The organism is Flavobacterium sp. GW821-FHT12A05 (assembly GCF_058807735.1).
This window is the reverse complement of record NZ_JBXAQY010000006.1, coordinates 165,829-180,614: the sequence shown is the minus strand read 5'-3', so window position 1 is coordinate 180,614 and position 14,786 is coordinate 165,829. Positions and strand designations below refer to the sequence as shown.

At 33.4% G+C, this 14,786-nt stretch carries 14 protein-coding genes; 2 read left to right on the top strand and 12 right to left on the bottom strand.

Translation table 11 applies throughout. From position 1 onward, the window contains the following. Positions 1-37 precede the first annotated feature (37 nt). On the top strand, positions 38-1,030 hold the full coding sequence (dusB, locus tag AC1RRQ_RS15155) for a tRNA dihydrouridine synthase DusB (RefSeq protein WP_493023870.1): 993 nt from the start codon (positions 38-40) through the stop codon (positions 1,028-1,030). 52 nt (positions 1,031-1,082) lie between these two features. On the opposite strand, the gene AC1RRQ_RS15150 is transcribed toward dusB, so the two are convergent. The 4 genes from AC1RRQ_RS15150 to rbfA all read right to left on the bottom strand — a co-directional run bounded on the left by AC1RRQ_RS15150 (position 1,083) and on the right by rbfA (position 5,422). Continuing rightward, positions 1,083-2,099 (bottom strand): hypothetical protein, encoded by a 1,017-nt coding sequence (locus AC1RRQ_RS15150; RefSeq protein ID WP_493023869.1) that lies wholly within the window; start codon positions 2,097-2,099, stop codon positions 1,083-1,085. Positions 2,100-2,231: 132 nt separating this feature from the next. Continuing rightward, positions 2,232-3,659 carry an MATE family efflux transporter gene (locus AC1RRQ_RS15145; protein WP_493023868.1) on the bottom strand — a complete coding sequence of 476 codons (1,428 nt, stop codon included), beginning with the start codon at positions 3,657-3,659 and terminating at the stop codon, positions 2,232-2,234. A 169-nt stretch (positions 3,660-3,828) separates the two neighbouring features. Next, complete coding sequence (locus AC1RRQ_RS15140) at positions 3,829-5,028, bottom strand: ABC transporter permease (protein WP_493023867.1); 1,200 nt, start codon at positions 5,026-5,028, stop codon at positions 3,829-3,831. Position 5,029: 1 nt separating this feature from the next. Continuing rightward, entirely contained in the window at positions 5,030-5,422 is a 393-nt protein-coding gene (gene rbfA / locus AC1RRQ_RS15135) for a 30S ribosome-binding factor RbfA (RefSeq protein ID WP_493023866.1), read from the bottom strand. Between the two features lie 217 nt (positions 5,423-5,639). On the opposite strand from rbfA, the gene AC1RRQ_RS15130 reads away from it, so the two are divergent. Next, a complete protein-coding gene (locus AC1RRQ_RS15130; protein ID WP_493023865.1) occupies positions 5,640-6,059 on the top strand; it encodes a CBS domain-containing protein in 420 nt (139 codons plus the stop codon). A 31-nt stretch (positions 6,060-6,090) separates the two neighbouring features. Here the strand turns inward: AC1RRQ_RS15130 and AC1RRQ_RS15125 are convergent, their stop codons facing one another. The 8 genes from AC1RRQ_RS15125 to atpG all read right to left on the bottom strand — a co-directional run bounded on the left by AC1RRQ_RS15125 (position 6,091) and on the right by atpG (position 14,700). Next, positions 6,091-7,344, bottom strand: coding sequence for a murein hydrolase activator EnvC family protein (locus AC1RRQ_RS15125; RefSeq protein WP_493023864.1), 1,254 nt, complete (start codon positions 7,342-7,344; stop codon positions 6,091-6,093). Between the two features lie 25 nt (positions 7,345-7,369). Next, a complete protein-coding gene (gene lolB1, locus AC1RRQ_RS15120; RefSeq protein ID WP_493023863.1) occupies positions 7,370-8,149 on the bottom strand; it encodes a lipoprotein insertase outer membrane protein LolB1 in 780 nt (259 codons plus the stop codon). A gap of 13 nt (positions 8,150-8,162) precedes the next feature. Beyond that, a complete protein-coding gene (locus AC1RRQ_RS15115) occupies positions 8,163-9,512 on the bottom strand; it encodes a tetratricopeptide repeat protein (RefSeq protein ID WP_493023862.1) in 1,350 nt (449 codons plus the stop codon). Positions 9,513-9,553: 41 nt separating this feature from the next. Then, the gene (locus AC1RRQ_RS15110) at positions 9,554-10,570 is read right to left on the bottom strand and encodes a sugar phosphate nucleotidyltransferase (RefSeq protein ID WP_493023861.1); all 1,017 of its coding nucleotides are present in this window, start codon (positions 10,568-10,570) and stop codon (positions 9,554-9,556) included. A gap of 213 nt (positions 10,571-10,783) precedes the next feature. After that, on the bottom strand, positions 10,784-11,218 hold the full coding sequence (gene dut / locus AC1RRQ_RS15105) for a dUTP diphosphatase (RefSeq protein WP_493023860.1): 435 nt from the start codon (positions 11,216-11,218) through the stop codon (positions 10,784-10,786). Positions 11,219-11,246: 28 nt separating this feature from the next. Beyond that, positions 11,247-12,707: a lipopolysaccharide biosynthesis protein gene (locus AC1RRQ_RS15100; protein WP_493023859.1), complete on the bottom strand. Its 1,461-nt coding sequence runs from the start codon at positions 12,705-12,707 to the stop codon at positions 11,247-11,249. 94 nt (positions 12,708-12,801) lie between these two features. Then, a complete protein-coding gene (locus AC1RRQ_RS15095; RefSeq protein WP_493023858.1) occupies positions 12,802-13,248 on the bottom strand; it encodes a GNAT family N-acetyltransferase in 447 nt (148 codons plus the stop codon). Between the two features lie 591 nt (positions 13,249-13,839). Continuing rightward, positions 13,840-14,700 (bottom strand): ATP synthase F1 subunit gamma, encoded by an 861-nt coding sequence (gene atpG / locus AC1RRQ_RS15090; protein WP_493023857.1) that lies wholly within the window; start codon positions 14,698-14,700, stop codon positions 13,840-13,842. Between the last annotated feature and the right edge of the window lie 86 nt (positions 14,701-14,786).

Sequence of the window (14,786 nt, the reverse complement as noted above, 5' to 3'; positions counted from 1 at the left end):
TAAACTAAATGTTGTAATTTTGCACAAAATATTGAAGATGGTCAAGATTGGCAACATAGAATTACCCGAATTTCCTTTATTACTCGCACCAATGGAAGATGTGAGCGATCCGCCGTTTCGCAGATTATGCAAAGCGCACGGTGCTGACATGATGTATTCTGAATTTATTTCATCGGAAGGATTGATTCGTGATGCTATAAAAAGTAGAATGAAGCTGGATATTTTTGATTATGAACGTCCGGTTGGAATTCAAATTTTTGGGGGTGACGAAGAAGCAATGGCGCTTTCGTCTAAAATTGTTTCTACGGTAAAACCAGATTTAGTGGATATTAATTTTGGTTGTCCTGTAAAAAAAGTGGTTTGTAAAGGTGCCGGAGCCGGAGTTTTGAAAGACGTAGATTTAATGGTTCGCCTAACAAAAGCGGTTATTAGAAGTACTGATTTGCCAGTTACGGTAAAAACGCGTTTAGGCTGGGACGAAAATTCGATTAATATTGATGAAGTTGCCGAAAGACTTCAGGATATTGGTGTTCAGGCTTTAACGATTCATGCCAGAACCCGTGCACAAATGTACAAAGGCCACTCTGACTGGTCGCACATTGCCCGCGTAAAAAACAACCCAAGAATTACAATGCCTATTTTTGGAAACGGCGATATCGACAATCCGGAAAAAGCATTAAAATATAAAAATGAATACGGAATCGATGGTATCATGATTGGTCGTGCTGCGATTGGTTATCCGTGGATTTTTAACGAAATCAAGCATTATTTTAAAACAGGTGAGCACTTACCTGCTCCAACTGTTATTGATCGTGTTGAAGCTGCAAGAAATCATTTAAAATGGTCGATGGAATGGAAAGGCGAACGCTTGGGGATTGTAGAAATGCGTCGTCATTATACAAACTATTTTAAAGGAATTCATTCATTCAAAGAATTCAAACAAAAATTAGTTACAACTGACGCTCCTAAAGATTTATTCAATATCATGAAAGAAATTGAAGAGGTTTATGCGGGATATGAATTTGTTTAGATAAAATGTAATCTTTGTCAAAGTTTTGAACTTTGACAAAGATTAATCCTTTTTATTTTGTTCCTCTCTCTATTTTTTCTAATCTTTTTTCAATTTCAGAAAACCTTTTGTTTTCTTTTTGAAGCTCATTAATCTTTTTGTTTTGTTCAATAGTATAAAGAGTTAACTCTTCTATTTTTTGCAAAAGTTTAGCATTCATTTCTCCTAAATTAATACCATTTTTTATAACATCATGTTCGCTGGGAATGTTTTCTAAATGTCCCTTTTCAGCAATATGATTCTCAACTTCTTCAAGAGTAGGCAAATTATAATCTTTTTTAAAAACAAAATCTGACCAGCCACTCATATCTACTTTTACTTCTCTAGAATGAATTGTGCCATTTACATCAAGTTTATTCTGTGGATTGATTGTACCAATACCCATATTACCGTTTTCTGCTATTCTTACTTTTTCAGTCAAATCACCATTATTATCTGCTTTTGTCCAAAAAGTTAAATATCCTGTATGAGTGCCTCCCGATCTAGGCATACCAATTCTTGCTATTTCAACAGTTGTCTGCTTAGCGCTTATTCTGCCCACATCAACGAATTGTGCATCATTTCTATTGCTCCTTAAAGAGATAACAGATGGACTCGTGTCTGAATTATAAATTTCAAATTTTTCAGTCGGGTTCTGAGTTCCAATACCAACATTTCCAATTACAATTTGATCTCCAATAAAATTATTTGTCCCTCTAGTGGCTAATTCATTCCAACTTGGATTTATTGGAGTTGCTGCGCCAGCCGCTAATTTCCTAAAATATAATCTATCATTTTCCGCTATTGTTGAAGCTATTTGTAATTGATAATTATTATTAGCATTTGGATGTCTAACTACAAACAAATGCTGCCAATTGCTTTCTGGTAATGTCCCGATTGGATTTATGGCATTGTAAGTTCCTGAACCAAGAGGTACTGTAAAATTATCAAGAATAGCGGCCGATCCATTTCCTATTTGTTGAGAATGCATTGTCAAAGCAAATAGACTAACTCCAATTGTAATTTGAATTTTCTTTAACTGATTTTTCATATTTTATTTAATGTATTAGATTTTTTTCAAGAGTTAAAAATAAGATTTTATTTACATGTTAGTAACTTCTAAATTCATTATAAACTAAAAAAAATAAAGCCTTTCAAAATTTGAAGGGCTTTTTCTTTTAAATTATACTTGAACACGTTTCCATTTTCCTCTTTTATAGAAAAATATTCCAGCAAGAGTAATGGCGGTTTCGGCAACTGGAATGGCGATAAAAACTCCGGTTGGTCCCATATTAAAATGTTTTGCTAATACATAAGCCAGCGGAATCTGGAACAACCAAAACCCAAAGAAATTAATTCCGGTTGGTGTCCAGGTATCTCCTGCTCCATTAAAAGTATTGATTAAAACCATCCCTATTCCGTAAAAGATAAATCCGATGCTCATAATCTGTAATGCTTCGACTGCAATGGATTTTACCATTTCATCATTTGTGAAAAATGAAATTATATATTGCCCAAAAAACAAAGTAATAATCATGATCGAAGCCATAAAAATCACATTGTATCTTGCCGTTGTATAAACCGATTTTTCGGCACGTTCAATTTGTTTTGCTCCTAAATTCTGTCCAACCAAAGTTGCAGCTGCATTACTCAATCCCCAAGCTGGAAGAATGAAAAACATCATAATTCGCAAAGCCGTTTGATAACCTGCAGAGCCATGATCTCCTCCAGTTGTTGCCACTAATTGTGCTAAGAAAATCCAGCTGCAAGAGGCAATTACAAATTGTAAAATTCCCGGTGCTGCAATTTTAACCAAGGCTTTTATTTGTTTAAAGTCAGGAGCAAAATATGCGATTTTAATTTTCAAGATTCCGTTTCCAAAAAACAAATGGTAAACCTGGTACAATACTCCAATGCTTCTTCCTAAAGTGGTGGCTATTGCTGCTCCAACTAATCCAAAAGCAGGAACAGGTCCGAAACCGTTAATTAATATTGGACATAAAATAATATTACAGATATTGGCAATCCAAAGACTTTTCATTGCAATTGCTGCGTTTCCTGCTCCGCGAAAAATTCCGTTGATCAAAAACAAAAGCATAATGCAAAGACTTGAGCCAATCATAATTTGCGTAAATCTAAACCCGTGTTCGGCAGCATCTACAGATGCGCCCATAAACAACAGTATGTCTTTGGCATACACAATTCCGAAAATGCTTAACAAACTGTTTATTGCAAATGCTACAATTATGGCCTGCATTCCGGCTTTTGCAGCAGCGACAGGATCTTTTTCTCCAATACGCCTCGCTACAACTGCTGTTGCGGCCATACTCATTCCGATAGCCAGAGAATAGATAATGGTTAAAACAGATTCTGTTAAACCAACCGTTTGAATTGCAAAACTGCTATGCTCTAAATGACCCACAAAGTATAAGTCGACTAAAGCAAAAACCGATTCCATCATCATTTCTAAAACCATCGGGATGGCTAATAGAATTACGGCTTTTTTGATACTTCCGGCAGTATAATCAAATGATTCGTCGCCTTTAAGGGCTTGTTTTAAAGTGGTGAAAATTTTAGAAAATAGACTTTTCTTTATCGTTGTTTCTGTCATGATATGTTAGGATAAATGATAAAATTCGTCCAGATATATTCATCTGAACTAAAAAATAAAAACGTAAGTATCCTAATTATTGTAGAAAATAAAATAGGATTAGGCAGAAACAATCATATGCTGTAGATTTTCAAGGCGGTAAATATAGGTAATATTTTTAAAGAAAATATTAATCTAATAATTTTTTACTTACACGACTGCTGGCTATTAACGAAGCCACGAATCCCAGAGATACAATTGTTGCCATTACAATCATCACGTTTTCTAATGTAAAAACTACTGGATAAGCCAAAGTTGGCGTGATCATAATAAGCTCGTATTGCTGCTGCAGAATTACCAAAATAATTCCTAATGCGAGTCCTATTAAACCTCCAAAAATACTTAGCAAGGTTCCTTGAAGCAAGAATATTTTTCGAAGACTATTAATTTCTGTTCCCAGATTAAAAAGGGTTTTAAGGTTTCCTTTTTTATCCAAAATCATCATAATCAAGGCTCCAATTAAGTTAAAAAGTGCTACAATAATGACGAGTGTAAAAATCAAATAAACCGCGATATTTTCGGTATTAAGCATTTTATACAAAGACTCATTTAACTGAGCTCTGTTTTTTAAGGTAATTTTATTCTGAAATATTTTTTGAAGCTGGCTTTTAATCGCATTTTCATCTGCATTTTGTTTCAGCTTAAATTCAATTCCTGAAATTTGATTTGGTTTATACATCAATAATTCCTGAGTCAAACCTAAATCAGCAAAAACATATTTTGAATCTAAATCTTCGCTTATCGAATATATTCCAACAGGCAGAACATCTGTTTTATTAAAAGCTTCTTCGGGATTTTCGATAGCACCTTTACCTGGTTTTGGAGCAAAGATTTGCAACGGATTTTCGAAATCTAGAATTCCTAACGAAAAATCCTGTGCCATTCCATAACCTATTACGACCTGATAAGAATCTGGTCTTAACCATTGCCCGTTAAAAAGTTTTACCTTGATATCGTTAACCACTGGATAAAGACTATCAACACCTTTTAAATAGGTAACATGCTGTTTATTTTTAAACAAAAACAAAACACGTTCTTCAATAATCTTCGTGTAGGAAGCAACACCGTTTATTTTTTTGATTTGATTTTCCTGTTCGGGAGAAAGTAAAAATGACTTTCCTAAAGTACTTGTCATTTTTAAATCGGGGTCGATTTCGTTTGTAAACGAGAGACTAAAAACTTTTAATCCGCTAAAAACGGATAAAACCACAAACAAAGCCATTGTACCAACAATGATTCCCATGCTGGCAATTCTATTGATGATATTGATAGCGTTATTTTTACTTCGGCTAAAAATATAACGTTTGGCTATGTAAAGGGGAAAATTCAATTTACGATTTTCTTCTTTTTTCTAAAAGATCACGATTTTCTATAGGGTTTTCTCTGTTAGCAAGTGCATTATCAATTTTTTCGATATAATCTAATGAGTCATCGATAAAGAAAACCAAATTAGGTACACGACGCAATTGCAAACGAACACGCTGCGATAAATCGTGCTTAATTAAGGTTGTATTTGATTTTATTCCGTCTAAAGTTTCTTGTGCTTTTTCTTGAGGGAAAATGCTTAAATATACTGTCGCCACAGATAAATCTGAAGTTACGCTAACTTTGGATACCGAAATTACTAAATTACTAATTCCGTTTTTTCTCACTTCACCCTGTAAAATATCAACCAAATCTTTTTGGATGACACTTCCTATTTTTTTCTGTCTATTTGTTTCCATAGTGCAAAAATACTATTTTTAATTTCATTCGCTGCAATTTCAAATTAACTAACTACTTATTATTGCCAAAATTGAAATTGTGCGTCATTTAATGACAGTTCTTCTTGAATTTTTACTCTGCCAAAAGTTGTTTTGTATTCTTTATAAAGCTGATAAAGATCATATTAATTATCAGAATAATTCGACATATTTGATGTAAACATTAAACTATCAAATCATGAAAAAAAGAGAACCAATTAGCCACATCATGACTAAAACTGTAGTGACTGTAAATCAAAATGACGATTTAAGAAAAGTAGTAGAAAAACTAAAATCGAACTCTATTCGACATATTCCTGTGGTAAACGGAAAAGAAGTTGTTGGTATTATCAGCCGAACAGATATTAACCGTCTTACTTTTGGTGCTTTGTTTGATGGACAGGACGGAGTTGACGAAGCTATCTTGGATATGCTGACGATTCCGCAGGTCATGACCTGTAAACCAAAAACCGTTTCTTCGGATGCTATCGTCAGGGATCTGGCGGAAATTTTTTCAAAAGAAGATTTTCATGCTCTTCCGGTTGTCGATCATGGAGAGCTTAAAGGAATTGTAACCACAACAGATGTTATTCGATATTTTTTAGAACAATATGACTAAATAAAAAGGGAGCTTTTCAGCTCCCTATCTTTTATCTGTTTTGCAGCCATCCTTCTGGATTGCTGTTTGTTGTATTTTGAAGAATCAAAAACTTGATGATCGTTTTTCCGGTATCACCGCTTGTTCTTACTTTTCCAATATTTTGTTTGATCGAAACTTTTTCTCCTTTGCTTACATATACTTTACTTAAGTTTTGGTAAACGCTAAAATAGTCTCCATGCTGAATCATTACTACTGTATTTACTGGCGATAAAACCATAACACTAAAAACTTCACCTGCGAATACTGCTCTTGCGTTTGCTCCGTCTTCGGTCGTAATCTCTACTCCTGAATTATGTACAGAAATCGAAGGATATAACGGGTGCGGCTGATCTCCATAACCCAATGATATAAATCCTTTTTCTACCGGCCAAGGCAATCTTCCTCTGTTTGCTTTAAAATCGGCTGCCAGAACTTTATCCTCTGGTGTCATTACAATTTTAGAAGAGGATACCGGCGCTTTTGGAGCGGTCGATCCCGGATTTTCTTTTGCTTTTTCAAGTGCCGCTTTTCTATTTGCTTCGGCAATTGCCTCACGAATCAAACGATCAATTTGTCTGTCGATTCTTTTCGATTCACTTTGTTTGGCTCTAATATCGGCAGCAATTTTATTCTTGTCCTTTTTAATAGAGTTAACCAATTTTTGCTGTTCTTTTTTCTCTACTTCTAAGCTTTGCTTTTCTTTTTCGTTTTCAACAATAATCTTTTTCTTAACCTGTCTTTGTCCGTCTAATTTTGCATTATACGTTACTAATTCTGCTGTTTTAGATTGAATTTCTAAACCTTGGTTTTTTCTGAAATTAGTATATTGTTTTAAATACTGTGCTCTTTTGTAAGCTTGTAAAAAACTTTCTGAAGATAAAATAAACATGGCCCTGCTCTGCTCTGAACGGCTTTTATACGATTTCAAGATCATCTTTGCATAATCTTCTTTTAAAACTGCCAATTCTTTTTTTAGTTTATTAACCTTTACTTGGTTAATATACATATCGTTGCTCAATATTTTTTCCTGCTTAGCCGTTGTATTAATCAGTTTCTCTTTCAGTTTAATTTTATTCGCCTGAATTAAATATTCGTTTACAGCTGATTTTTCTTTTTTTCTTACAGACTGAAGCATTCTTTCATTGTCTTTAATTTCCTGAAGAATCTGCGCTTTACGTTGTTCAAGTTTTTCTTGCTGGGAATCCTGCGCCCACATAAATGTTGTGGCGCAGACAAAAATTAGGCTTAGGAGAAATTTTGGCATCTTTCTATTTTTCTTTATTGCAAATTTACTTAATTAAAACTTTCTTATAACCGCTTGGTACGCTATAAGGAAAAGAAAGTTCTTCGTTAAATGAAATATTATTGTAGTTCAAATTAATATTAGTTGTTCCTTTTGGCTGTACTGCATTAATCTCAATCGCAGTAGGAAGAGTTCCCTGATTGTACGTTTTAATATCAGAATAATTAATTTCTAATTTTCTGTTTTCAGATGCCTGCGTAATCTCTTCTTTTTGAACCAGATATTTTTCAGGATCTAAATAAAATGCTTTCTTAATTTTATCGTCTTTTTCATCTTCTAAACGGAAAAGATTTTCAACAATTGTCTGAGTGTACTCCCCTTTTCTTAAATCGTCAAAAGCTTCTCCAATTAATAAATTTTGAACTTTACTGTAATCCAGCTCCGTTCCAAGCCATTTACTTAAACTGCTAAAATCTCCTTCATAATAAGTACTGCTTATTTTTTCGTAATAACTTACAGCTGTTGGCGTTATTAAAGCTTTTGCCATTGTTATTCCTAAAAACCTAACGCTTATTAAAATCTGTTTGTCTTTTTCGATTCTTATTTCGGCAGTCACATTTTGACTTTGTTTTTCGTCAACATATTTTGCACTGGCTTTGATATATAAAGTCGAAAAATCTAATTTGTTTTCGTAGTGTTTCTCTATGACTTTCTTGTCCTTTTTAGCGATAACTTCGGTGGTATTGTTGTTTTTAACCGCTACTGCTTTTGATTTACAAGAAATCACAAAAACCGATAGTATTAGTAATGCTATATATTTTTTCATCGTTACTTTCTCCTTATTTCTTTTGTTTTAATACTTCATTTGCTTTCAAAAAGTATTCCTCTTTTTTCTTAGCGTCTCCTAACCCATTGTATGCCTCTCCAAGCTGCATATTAAAATTTGCTTCTAGTTTTTTATCCTCTACAACATAATCCAATCCCATTTCTAAAACGGTTTTTGCATTTTTAAATTGCTGCAGCTGATTACTTCCTAATCCTGCATAATAATAAAACTGAGGCTGACTTGGGTAAATCTCAATCATGCTCATGGCTCTTTTTGTCATGGGTGCAAATTGTTTTGCCTGTGCATAAGCTTCGAGCAAAAGTAAATTGGTTTCGCGATCTGTGTCTGAATTGGCTGCTAAATCTTTTTCATAATATTTAATAGCGTTTTCAAACTGGCCTTTACTATGATAAAATTTTCCTATTTCTTTGGCAACATCAACCTCTTTGTCATTGTCAAAATAAGAAATTGCTTTTTCTAAATCTGGTCCGTACTGCGGATTTTTATTTACATAAATCAAAAACTCATTTAAGGTGCGGTGCTTTATTTTTGAATCAATTTTTGAACTTGATAAAATAACATTCATCGACTTAATGGCTTTGTCCGCCTGATTTGCATCTAAATAAGTTTTAAACAAACTAACTTGTCCCCATTCAGAATTTGGAATTTCTTTTGCCAATTGTTTTGCAACATCGACCGCTTTGTCTGTTTCATCTAACTTTGAATATAAAAAAATCAGATTTACATAGTTTGATTCTTCTTTCGGGTTCTTTTTAATCTGATCAATCAAATTAGAAATCTCGGCATTTTGATATTTTCCCTGCGATAAAATCTGCATTTTGTAATTATCACGATCTGTAGATTTTCCGAACTTATCGTTCATTTCATTAATCGTTACAAGTGCTTTATCATATTGATTTGTAATCATATATAACGATATTAAATCGTCTTTATATTCTTCATCAAAAACAATAATTTTTTGAATTGTTTCTATCGCGAGCGGATAATTTTTGGTTTCGTAACTTACATCGTAAATTCCTAACCAATACCATTTGTTTTTTGGATCTAATTGGGTAGCTTTTTCAAATGCAGTCTGCGCATTTTGATATTCTTTGAGAGCCAGATAATTTTTTCCAACTTCAAAATAAGCAACTGCATCAGAAGGTTTAAGTTTGATACATTTTTCTAAAGATGCTATAGCTTTATCGTAATTTTCGATTCCTTTTTGTTTCAAAGATTCATAAAAAGCATCTTGATATTCATCTGGAGCCAAAGCAATATCTTCTGGTTCCGTTTGTGCGAAAACCGAAGCTGAATTGCTAAGCAGAGCAAAAAATAAAATTATCAAAATACCTTTTTTCATCCTTCTTTATGATTTCATTTTTAGGAAACCGAATTTGTTTTTTATTCTAAAACTGAATAATCTCCAATGCTTATACTGGTAAATTTTCCATCATAACTAACATGATTTCCGATCATTGCATTATCTAAGTTAGCATTTTTTATTTGAGAATAAGTTTGTATTAAGCTATTTTTAATAGAACTGTCGATTACGTGGCATCCTTTTCCTATTGAAACATTTGGCCCAACCGTTGCGTTTTTCAAAACTACATTTTCACCAATATAACAAGGAGGAATGATAGTTGAGTTTTCTAAAGTTACATCATAATCTACTAAATGTTCGCCATCGTTATGCAAGAATCCTAACATTCTGCTGTTGGTTTCCACTGTAACATCTTTGTTGCCGCAATCCATCCATTCGTCAACGCTTCCGGTTTTGAAAACTTTTCCGTTTGCCATCATGGCTTTAATTCCGTCGTTGATTTGGTATTCTCCTCCGTTTTGAATGTTGTTATCTAAAACGCCTTGAAGTTCTTTTTTCAAATCGCCTACTTCTTTGAAATAGTAAATTCCAATTACAGCCAAATCGCTTACAAATTCTTTTGGCTTTTCAACCAATTCTATAATTTCATTATTTTGATTTAGTTTTACAACACCAAAAGCTTCTGGTTGTTCTACTTGTTTTACCCAGATTACAGCATCGGCTGATGGATCAAGTTCAAAATCGGCTCTGATTAAAGTATCCGCGTAAGCGATAACTGCCGGCCCTGACAAAGATTCTTTTGCACACATAATCGCGTGGCCTGTTCCTAATGGTAAATCCTGACGGTAAATTGACGCTTTTGCTCCTAATCCTTTTGCCAGATCCTCAAGACTTGCTACTAAATCAGCTCCAAAGAAAGCTTCATCACCAAGAATAAAAGCAACTTCTTCGATTGGCTCTTTTAATATTTTAGCAATATCTTCTACTAAACGATGCACGATTGATTTTCCCGCAACCGGAATTAATGGTTTTGGAACTGTTAAAGTATGAGGACGTAGTCTTGATCCGCGACCCGCCATTGGAACGATTATTTTCATCTAATATCTATTTTTATTGGGAAGATTTAAAAAAAATCCTCTTGGTTTGGTTCTTAATTTTTAACCTTAAAGGTTACTTTGTTCTGCAACTTAAAATTTTTAACCGCAAAGTTCGCGAAGTATTTTTCGCAAAGATTACAAAGTTTTTCATTTCATTTTTAATATCGCAAAGTGCAAAACTGATTACTGCGATTGTAAACTGCGACTGAAAACTTACTTAACGCCAGTACTGCCAAATCCGCCTTCTCCTCTTGAAGTTTCAGAAAGTTCCTGAACTTCTATCCACTCTGCTCTTTCGTGTTTGGCAATAATTAATTGTGCAATTCTTTCTCCGTTTTCAATTACAAATTCTTCATTTGATAAATTTACCAAAATCACTCCTATTTCACCTCTGTAATCCGCATCGACAGTTCCTGGAGAATTTAAAACCGTAACTCCTTTTTTTGCTGCCAATCCGCTTCTTGGTCTTACCTGCGCCTCGTAACCAATTGGCAATTCGATAAAAAGTCCTGTTTTTACAATTGTTCTTTCTAAAGGTTTTAACGTAATTGGTTCTAAAATATTGGCACGCAAGTCCATTCCTGCAGAAGCTATCGTTTCGTAATTTGGTAAATCGTGTTGTGATTTATTGATAATTTGTATTTTCATTTTTATTATAAAAGATTAAAAAAGCACTTTACTTTCTGTTCATTATTCCTTTGATCGTGTCTTTTTCGTTGTGATAAACAAAGTACATAAAGGCTAGTAATAACGGAATTCCAACGAAATAATTTTCTCTAAATCCATAAAAGGAAATAGCCGAAAATAATATTGAAATGCCTAAATAAGCCGAAATTTTATTCATGTCGTAAGGAATTGGGTAATATTTATTTCCTAAAACATACGAGATTAACATCATACTTCCGTAAGCAGAAATGGTTGCAATTGCAGAACCGTAATAACTGTATTTTGGTATTAAGAAGTAATTTAAAAGCAGGGTTACAATTGCACCAACAATTGAAATATATGCTCCAATTTTGGTTTTGTCTGTCAATTTATACCAAACTGATAAGTTGTTGTAAATTCCTAAAAAGAAGTTAGCCAGAATAATTAACGGCACAACTTTCATTGCTTCCCAATAAGATTTATTGTCTAATAAAAGGTATTTAAGAAGATCTGCAAAAACGATAACTCCTAATAAAATCAACGAACCTAAAATCACAAAATATTTTGTAATTACGGCATAGGTTTGCGGTGCATTTTCGTTTTTTGCGTGGCTGAAAAAGAAAGGCTCGATTCCTAATCTAAAAGCGGTTGCAAACAAAACCATAAATAAACCGAGTTTATAACAGGCAGAATAAGCTCCAACTTCAGATTTTGCTAAATTCTCAGGCAGTAAATATCCAAGTAAGATTTTATCAAAATGTTCGTTAACCGCAAATGCAAGTCCGGCAACTAAAATAGGCAGACCGTATTTCATCATTTTTTTCCAAAGCACCGGATCGAATTTTCTTCCTAGTGAAAGATAATTTGGCGAAAGCACAATGAATGTTGCTAAACTCGCCAGTAAATTGGCAATGAAAATATAAGCGATCTGGAAATTTTCTACGTATAAATTGTCCCAAACAGAGTTTGGATTTGAAGCCGCCAGTTTTGGCAGATAGATTAAAAAGAAAATGTTGAGCAGTAAGTTAATGATAACATTTCCAATTTTAATTGCCGCATAAACCATTGGTCGCTGGTTTGCTCTTAATTTTGAGAATGGTACTAAAACCAAAGCATCTAAAACTAAAATCCAAACCGAATAGGTAATATACTGTGCATCGACTTCGGCCCAGTTTGCCAGAGTATTTCTAAAAATTAAGGCCGCAAATAAGAAACCTATCGAAGACCAAAATATGGATATTGTAGAAGTCGCAATAACATTTTTCTTGTCTTCTTCGGCACTGTAAAATCTAAAAAATGCCGTTTCCATTCCGTACGAAAGCACTACGTTAAAGAAAACCATCCAAGACAAAACGATCGAAACTTCGCCGTATTCGGCCGTAGGTAAAATACCTGTATATAATCTGACCAATAAAAAACTAAGCATTCGTGGTAAAACGGTTGCCAGTCCATAAATTGCAGTTTGTTTGAATAGATTTTTATATAATCCCAAAATAATTAGTAATAAAGTTCGGAAAACAAAAATAACCAATTCTTTGGTTTTATTAGTGCTTTTAAAGATTCAATAAAAAAACTTACTAAGAATTTTATTGAGTTAATTTCTTTTCGTCTAAAACTTTCACAAAATGAAATCCTTTTGGACCATAACCCTGATTGTAATAAAATCGATGTGCTCCAAAATTTCCTGTAAAAGCATCGAGAACAATACTGCTGCAGCCTAAGTCAAGTGCTTTTTGCTCGATATAATCAGTTAGGATTTTTCCAATTCCTTTAGATCGATGTTCAGGATGAACTACAAAATTGTCTATTTCAAGGTATTTACCTGTCCATAATTTTGTGGCAGACCAACAACCGGTAATGCCTAAACAAACCTCATTTTCGAAAACAGCAATTTGTGTATAGTTATGCGGGATCATTTCGGATAAAAAGAATTGGTATTTTTCTAAAGTTATGTGTGGATACAAAAATCTCATTGTATCAATTTGTGACAACATTTCGTCAATCGTAGTAAGTTCGCGTGTTTGTAAAGTCATTGTAAAAGGAATAGATACCAAAAATACTTAAAAAATTTCATGCTAGTTATATAATTAACAGGAGGCTAACATGTGAAATATATAAATTAGAGTTAAAAATTATATAACTTTTTTTAGACAGTGTTTTCTTAAATTTGTTTCACAGGGATTGAGAAAGCTAAATACAACCCTTATAAAAAAGGAAGCACTGGGACTAATAAAGCTTGTTTGTTCCCATAAAAGACAAAGCATAAGGGATTGATTCTGCTGAAATGTAACCCTATAAAAACAGAGCATTGGGACTAATAAAGCTAGTTTGTTCCCATAAAAGACAAAGCACAGGGATTGATTCTGCTGAAATGTAACCCTTAAAAAAACAGAGCATTGGGATTAATAAAGCTAGTTTGTTCCCATGAAAGACAAAGCAACAGAGTGATAAAATCTGTGTCAATAATTTTATAAAATGGTATTGATTCTCAATTTTTGGGTAAATTGAGAATCACCATTTTATAAACTTTCTTGTTTATAGACATTCTTAAAAAAGAAAACTTCCAACAAAAAAATAGCCAGCAAATATTTGCTGGCTATTTTTTTTATATATCAATGAATTAATTATCCATTCAAAGCTTCTGCTCCACCTACGATCTCTAAGATTTCGTTTGTAATAGCAGCTTGACGTGCTTTGTTGTAAGTTAATTTCAATTGGTTTCTTAATTCTGTTGCGTTGTCAGTTGCTTTGTGCATTGCTGTCATACGCGCACCATGCTCAGAAGCAAATGAATCGCGGATACCTTTGTATAATTGTGTTTTTAATGACTTAGGTATTAAAGTCAAAACAATTTCTTCTTTTGAAGGTTCGAAAATATAATCTCCACCAGAAACTGTAGCATCAGATTTAATAGGTGCTAAAGGCAAAAACTGCTCTGTTTGAACAATTTGAGTTGCAGCATTTTTAAATTGATTGTAGATTAACTCGATTCTGTCGTATTCTCCAGATAAGAATTTCTCAGTCAAATTATCTGCAATTCCAGCAACGTTTTCGAAAGTCAAATGATCAAAAATTGCATTATGATGTCCGTGAACTTTATGCGTTTTACTTAAAACGTCATTTCCTTTTTTACCAATAGCAAAAACGTCAACTTGTTTTCCTGCATAAAAATCGGTACGATTTTTAATCTCTTTAATAACATTTGAATTGAATGCACCACATAAACCTCTGTTTGAAGTTATAGCTACAAGCAATACTTTTTTTACTTCACGTTGTGTTGTGTAATCTCCTCCAACTTCACCTTCAAGTGTAGCAGAAAGATTTTGCAGCAACTCCGTTAATTTCTCGGCATAAGGGCGCATCGCAGTGATTGCATCTTGTGCTTTCTTAAGCTTTGCAGCAGAAACCATTTTCATTGCCGATGTAATCTGCATCGTCGATGAAACGGAAGTAATTCTATTACGGATTTCCTTTAAATTTGCCATCTATTAATTAGAAAATGTGACAATTTGAAAATTAGACAATTAGAATAATGTTTTAGGCATTCTCTAATTATCTAATTTACCAATTA

Bases quoted from the DNA above. Each gene is read 5' to 3' on its own strand.
- dusB (WP_493023870.1), top strand. From the start codon at position 38: ATGGTCAAGATTGGCAACATAGAATTACCCGAATTTCCTTTATTACTC.
- AC1RRQ_RS15150 (WP_493023869.1), bottom strand. From the start codon at position 2,099: ATGAAAAATCAGTTAAAGAAAATTCAAATTACAATTGGAGTTAGTCTA.
- AC1RRQ_RS15145 (WP_493023868.1), bottom strand. From the start codon at position 3,659: ATGACAGAAACAACGATAAAGAAAAGTCTATTTTCTAAAATTTTCACC.
- rbfA (WP_493023866.1), bottom strand. From the start codon at position 5,422: ATGGAAACAAATAGACAGAAAAAAATAGGAAGTGTCATCCAAAAAGAT.
- AC1RRQ_RS15130 (WP_493023865.1), top strand. From the start codon at position 5,640: ATGAAAAAAAGAGAACCAATTAGCCACATCATGACTAAAACTGTAGTG.
- AC1RRQ_RS15125 (WP_493023864.1), bottom strand. From the start codon at position 7,344: ATGCCAAAATTTCTCCTAAGCCTAATTTTTGTCTGCGCCACAACATTT.
- lolB1 (WP_493023863.1), bottom strand. From the start codon at position 8,149: ATGAAAAAATATATAGCATTACTAATACTATCGGTTTTTGTGATTTCT.
- AC1RRQ_RS15115 (WP_493023862.1), bottom strand. From the start codon at position 9,512: ATGAAAAAAGGTATTTTGATAATTTTATTTTTTGCTCTGCTTAGCAAT.
- AC1RRQ_RS15110 (WP_493023861.1), bottom strand. From the start codon at position 10,570: ATGAAAATAATCGTTCCAATGGCGGGTCGCGGATCAAGACTACGTCCT.
- dut (WP_493023860.1), bottom strand. From the start codon at position 11,218: ATGAAAATACAAATTATCAATAAATCACAACACGATTTACCAAATTAC.
- AC1RRQ_RS15095 (WP_493023858.1), bottom strand. From the start codon at position 13,248: ATGACTTTACAAACACGCGAACTTACTACGATTGACGAAATGTTGTCA.
- atpG (WP_493023857.1), bottom strand. From the start codon at position 14,700: ATGGCAAATTTAAAGGAAATCCGTAATAGAATTACTTCCGTTTCATCG.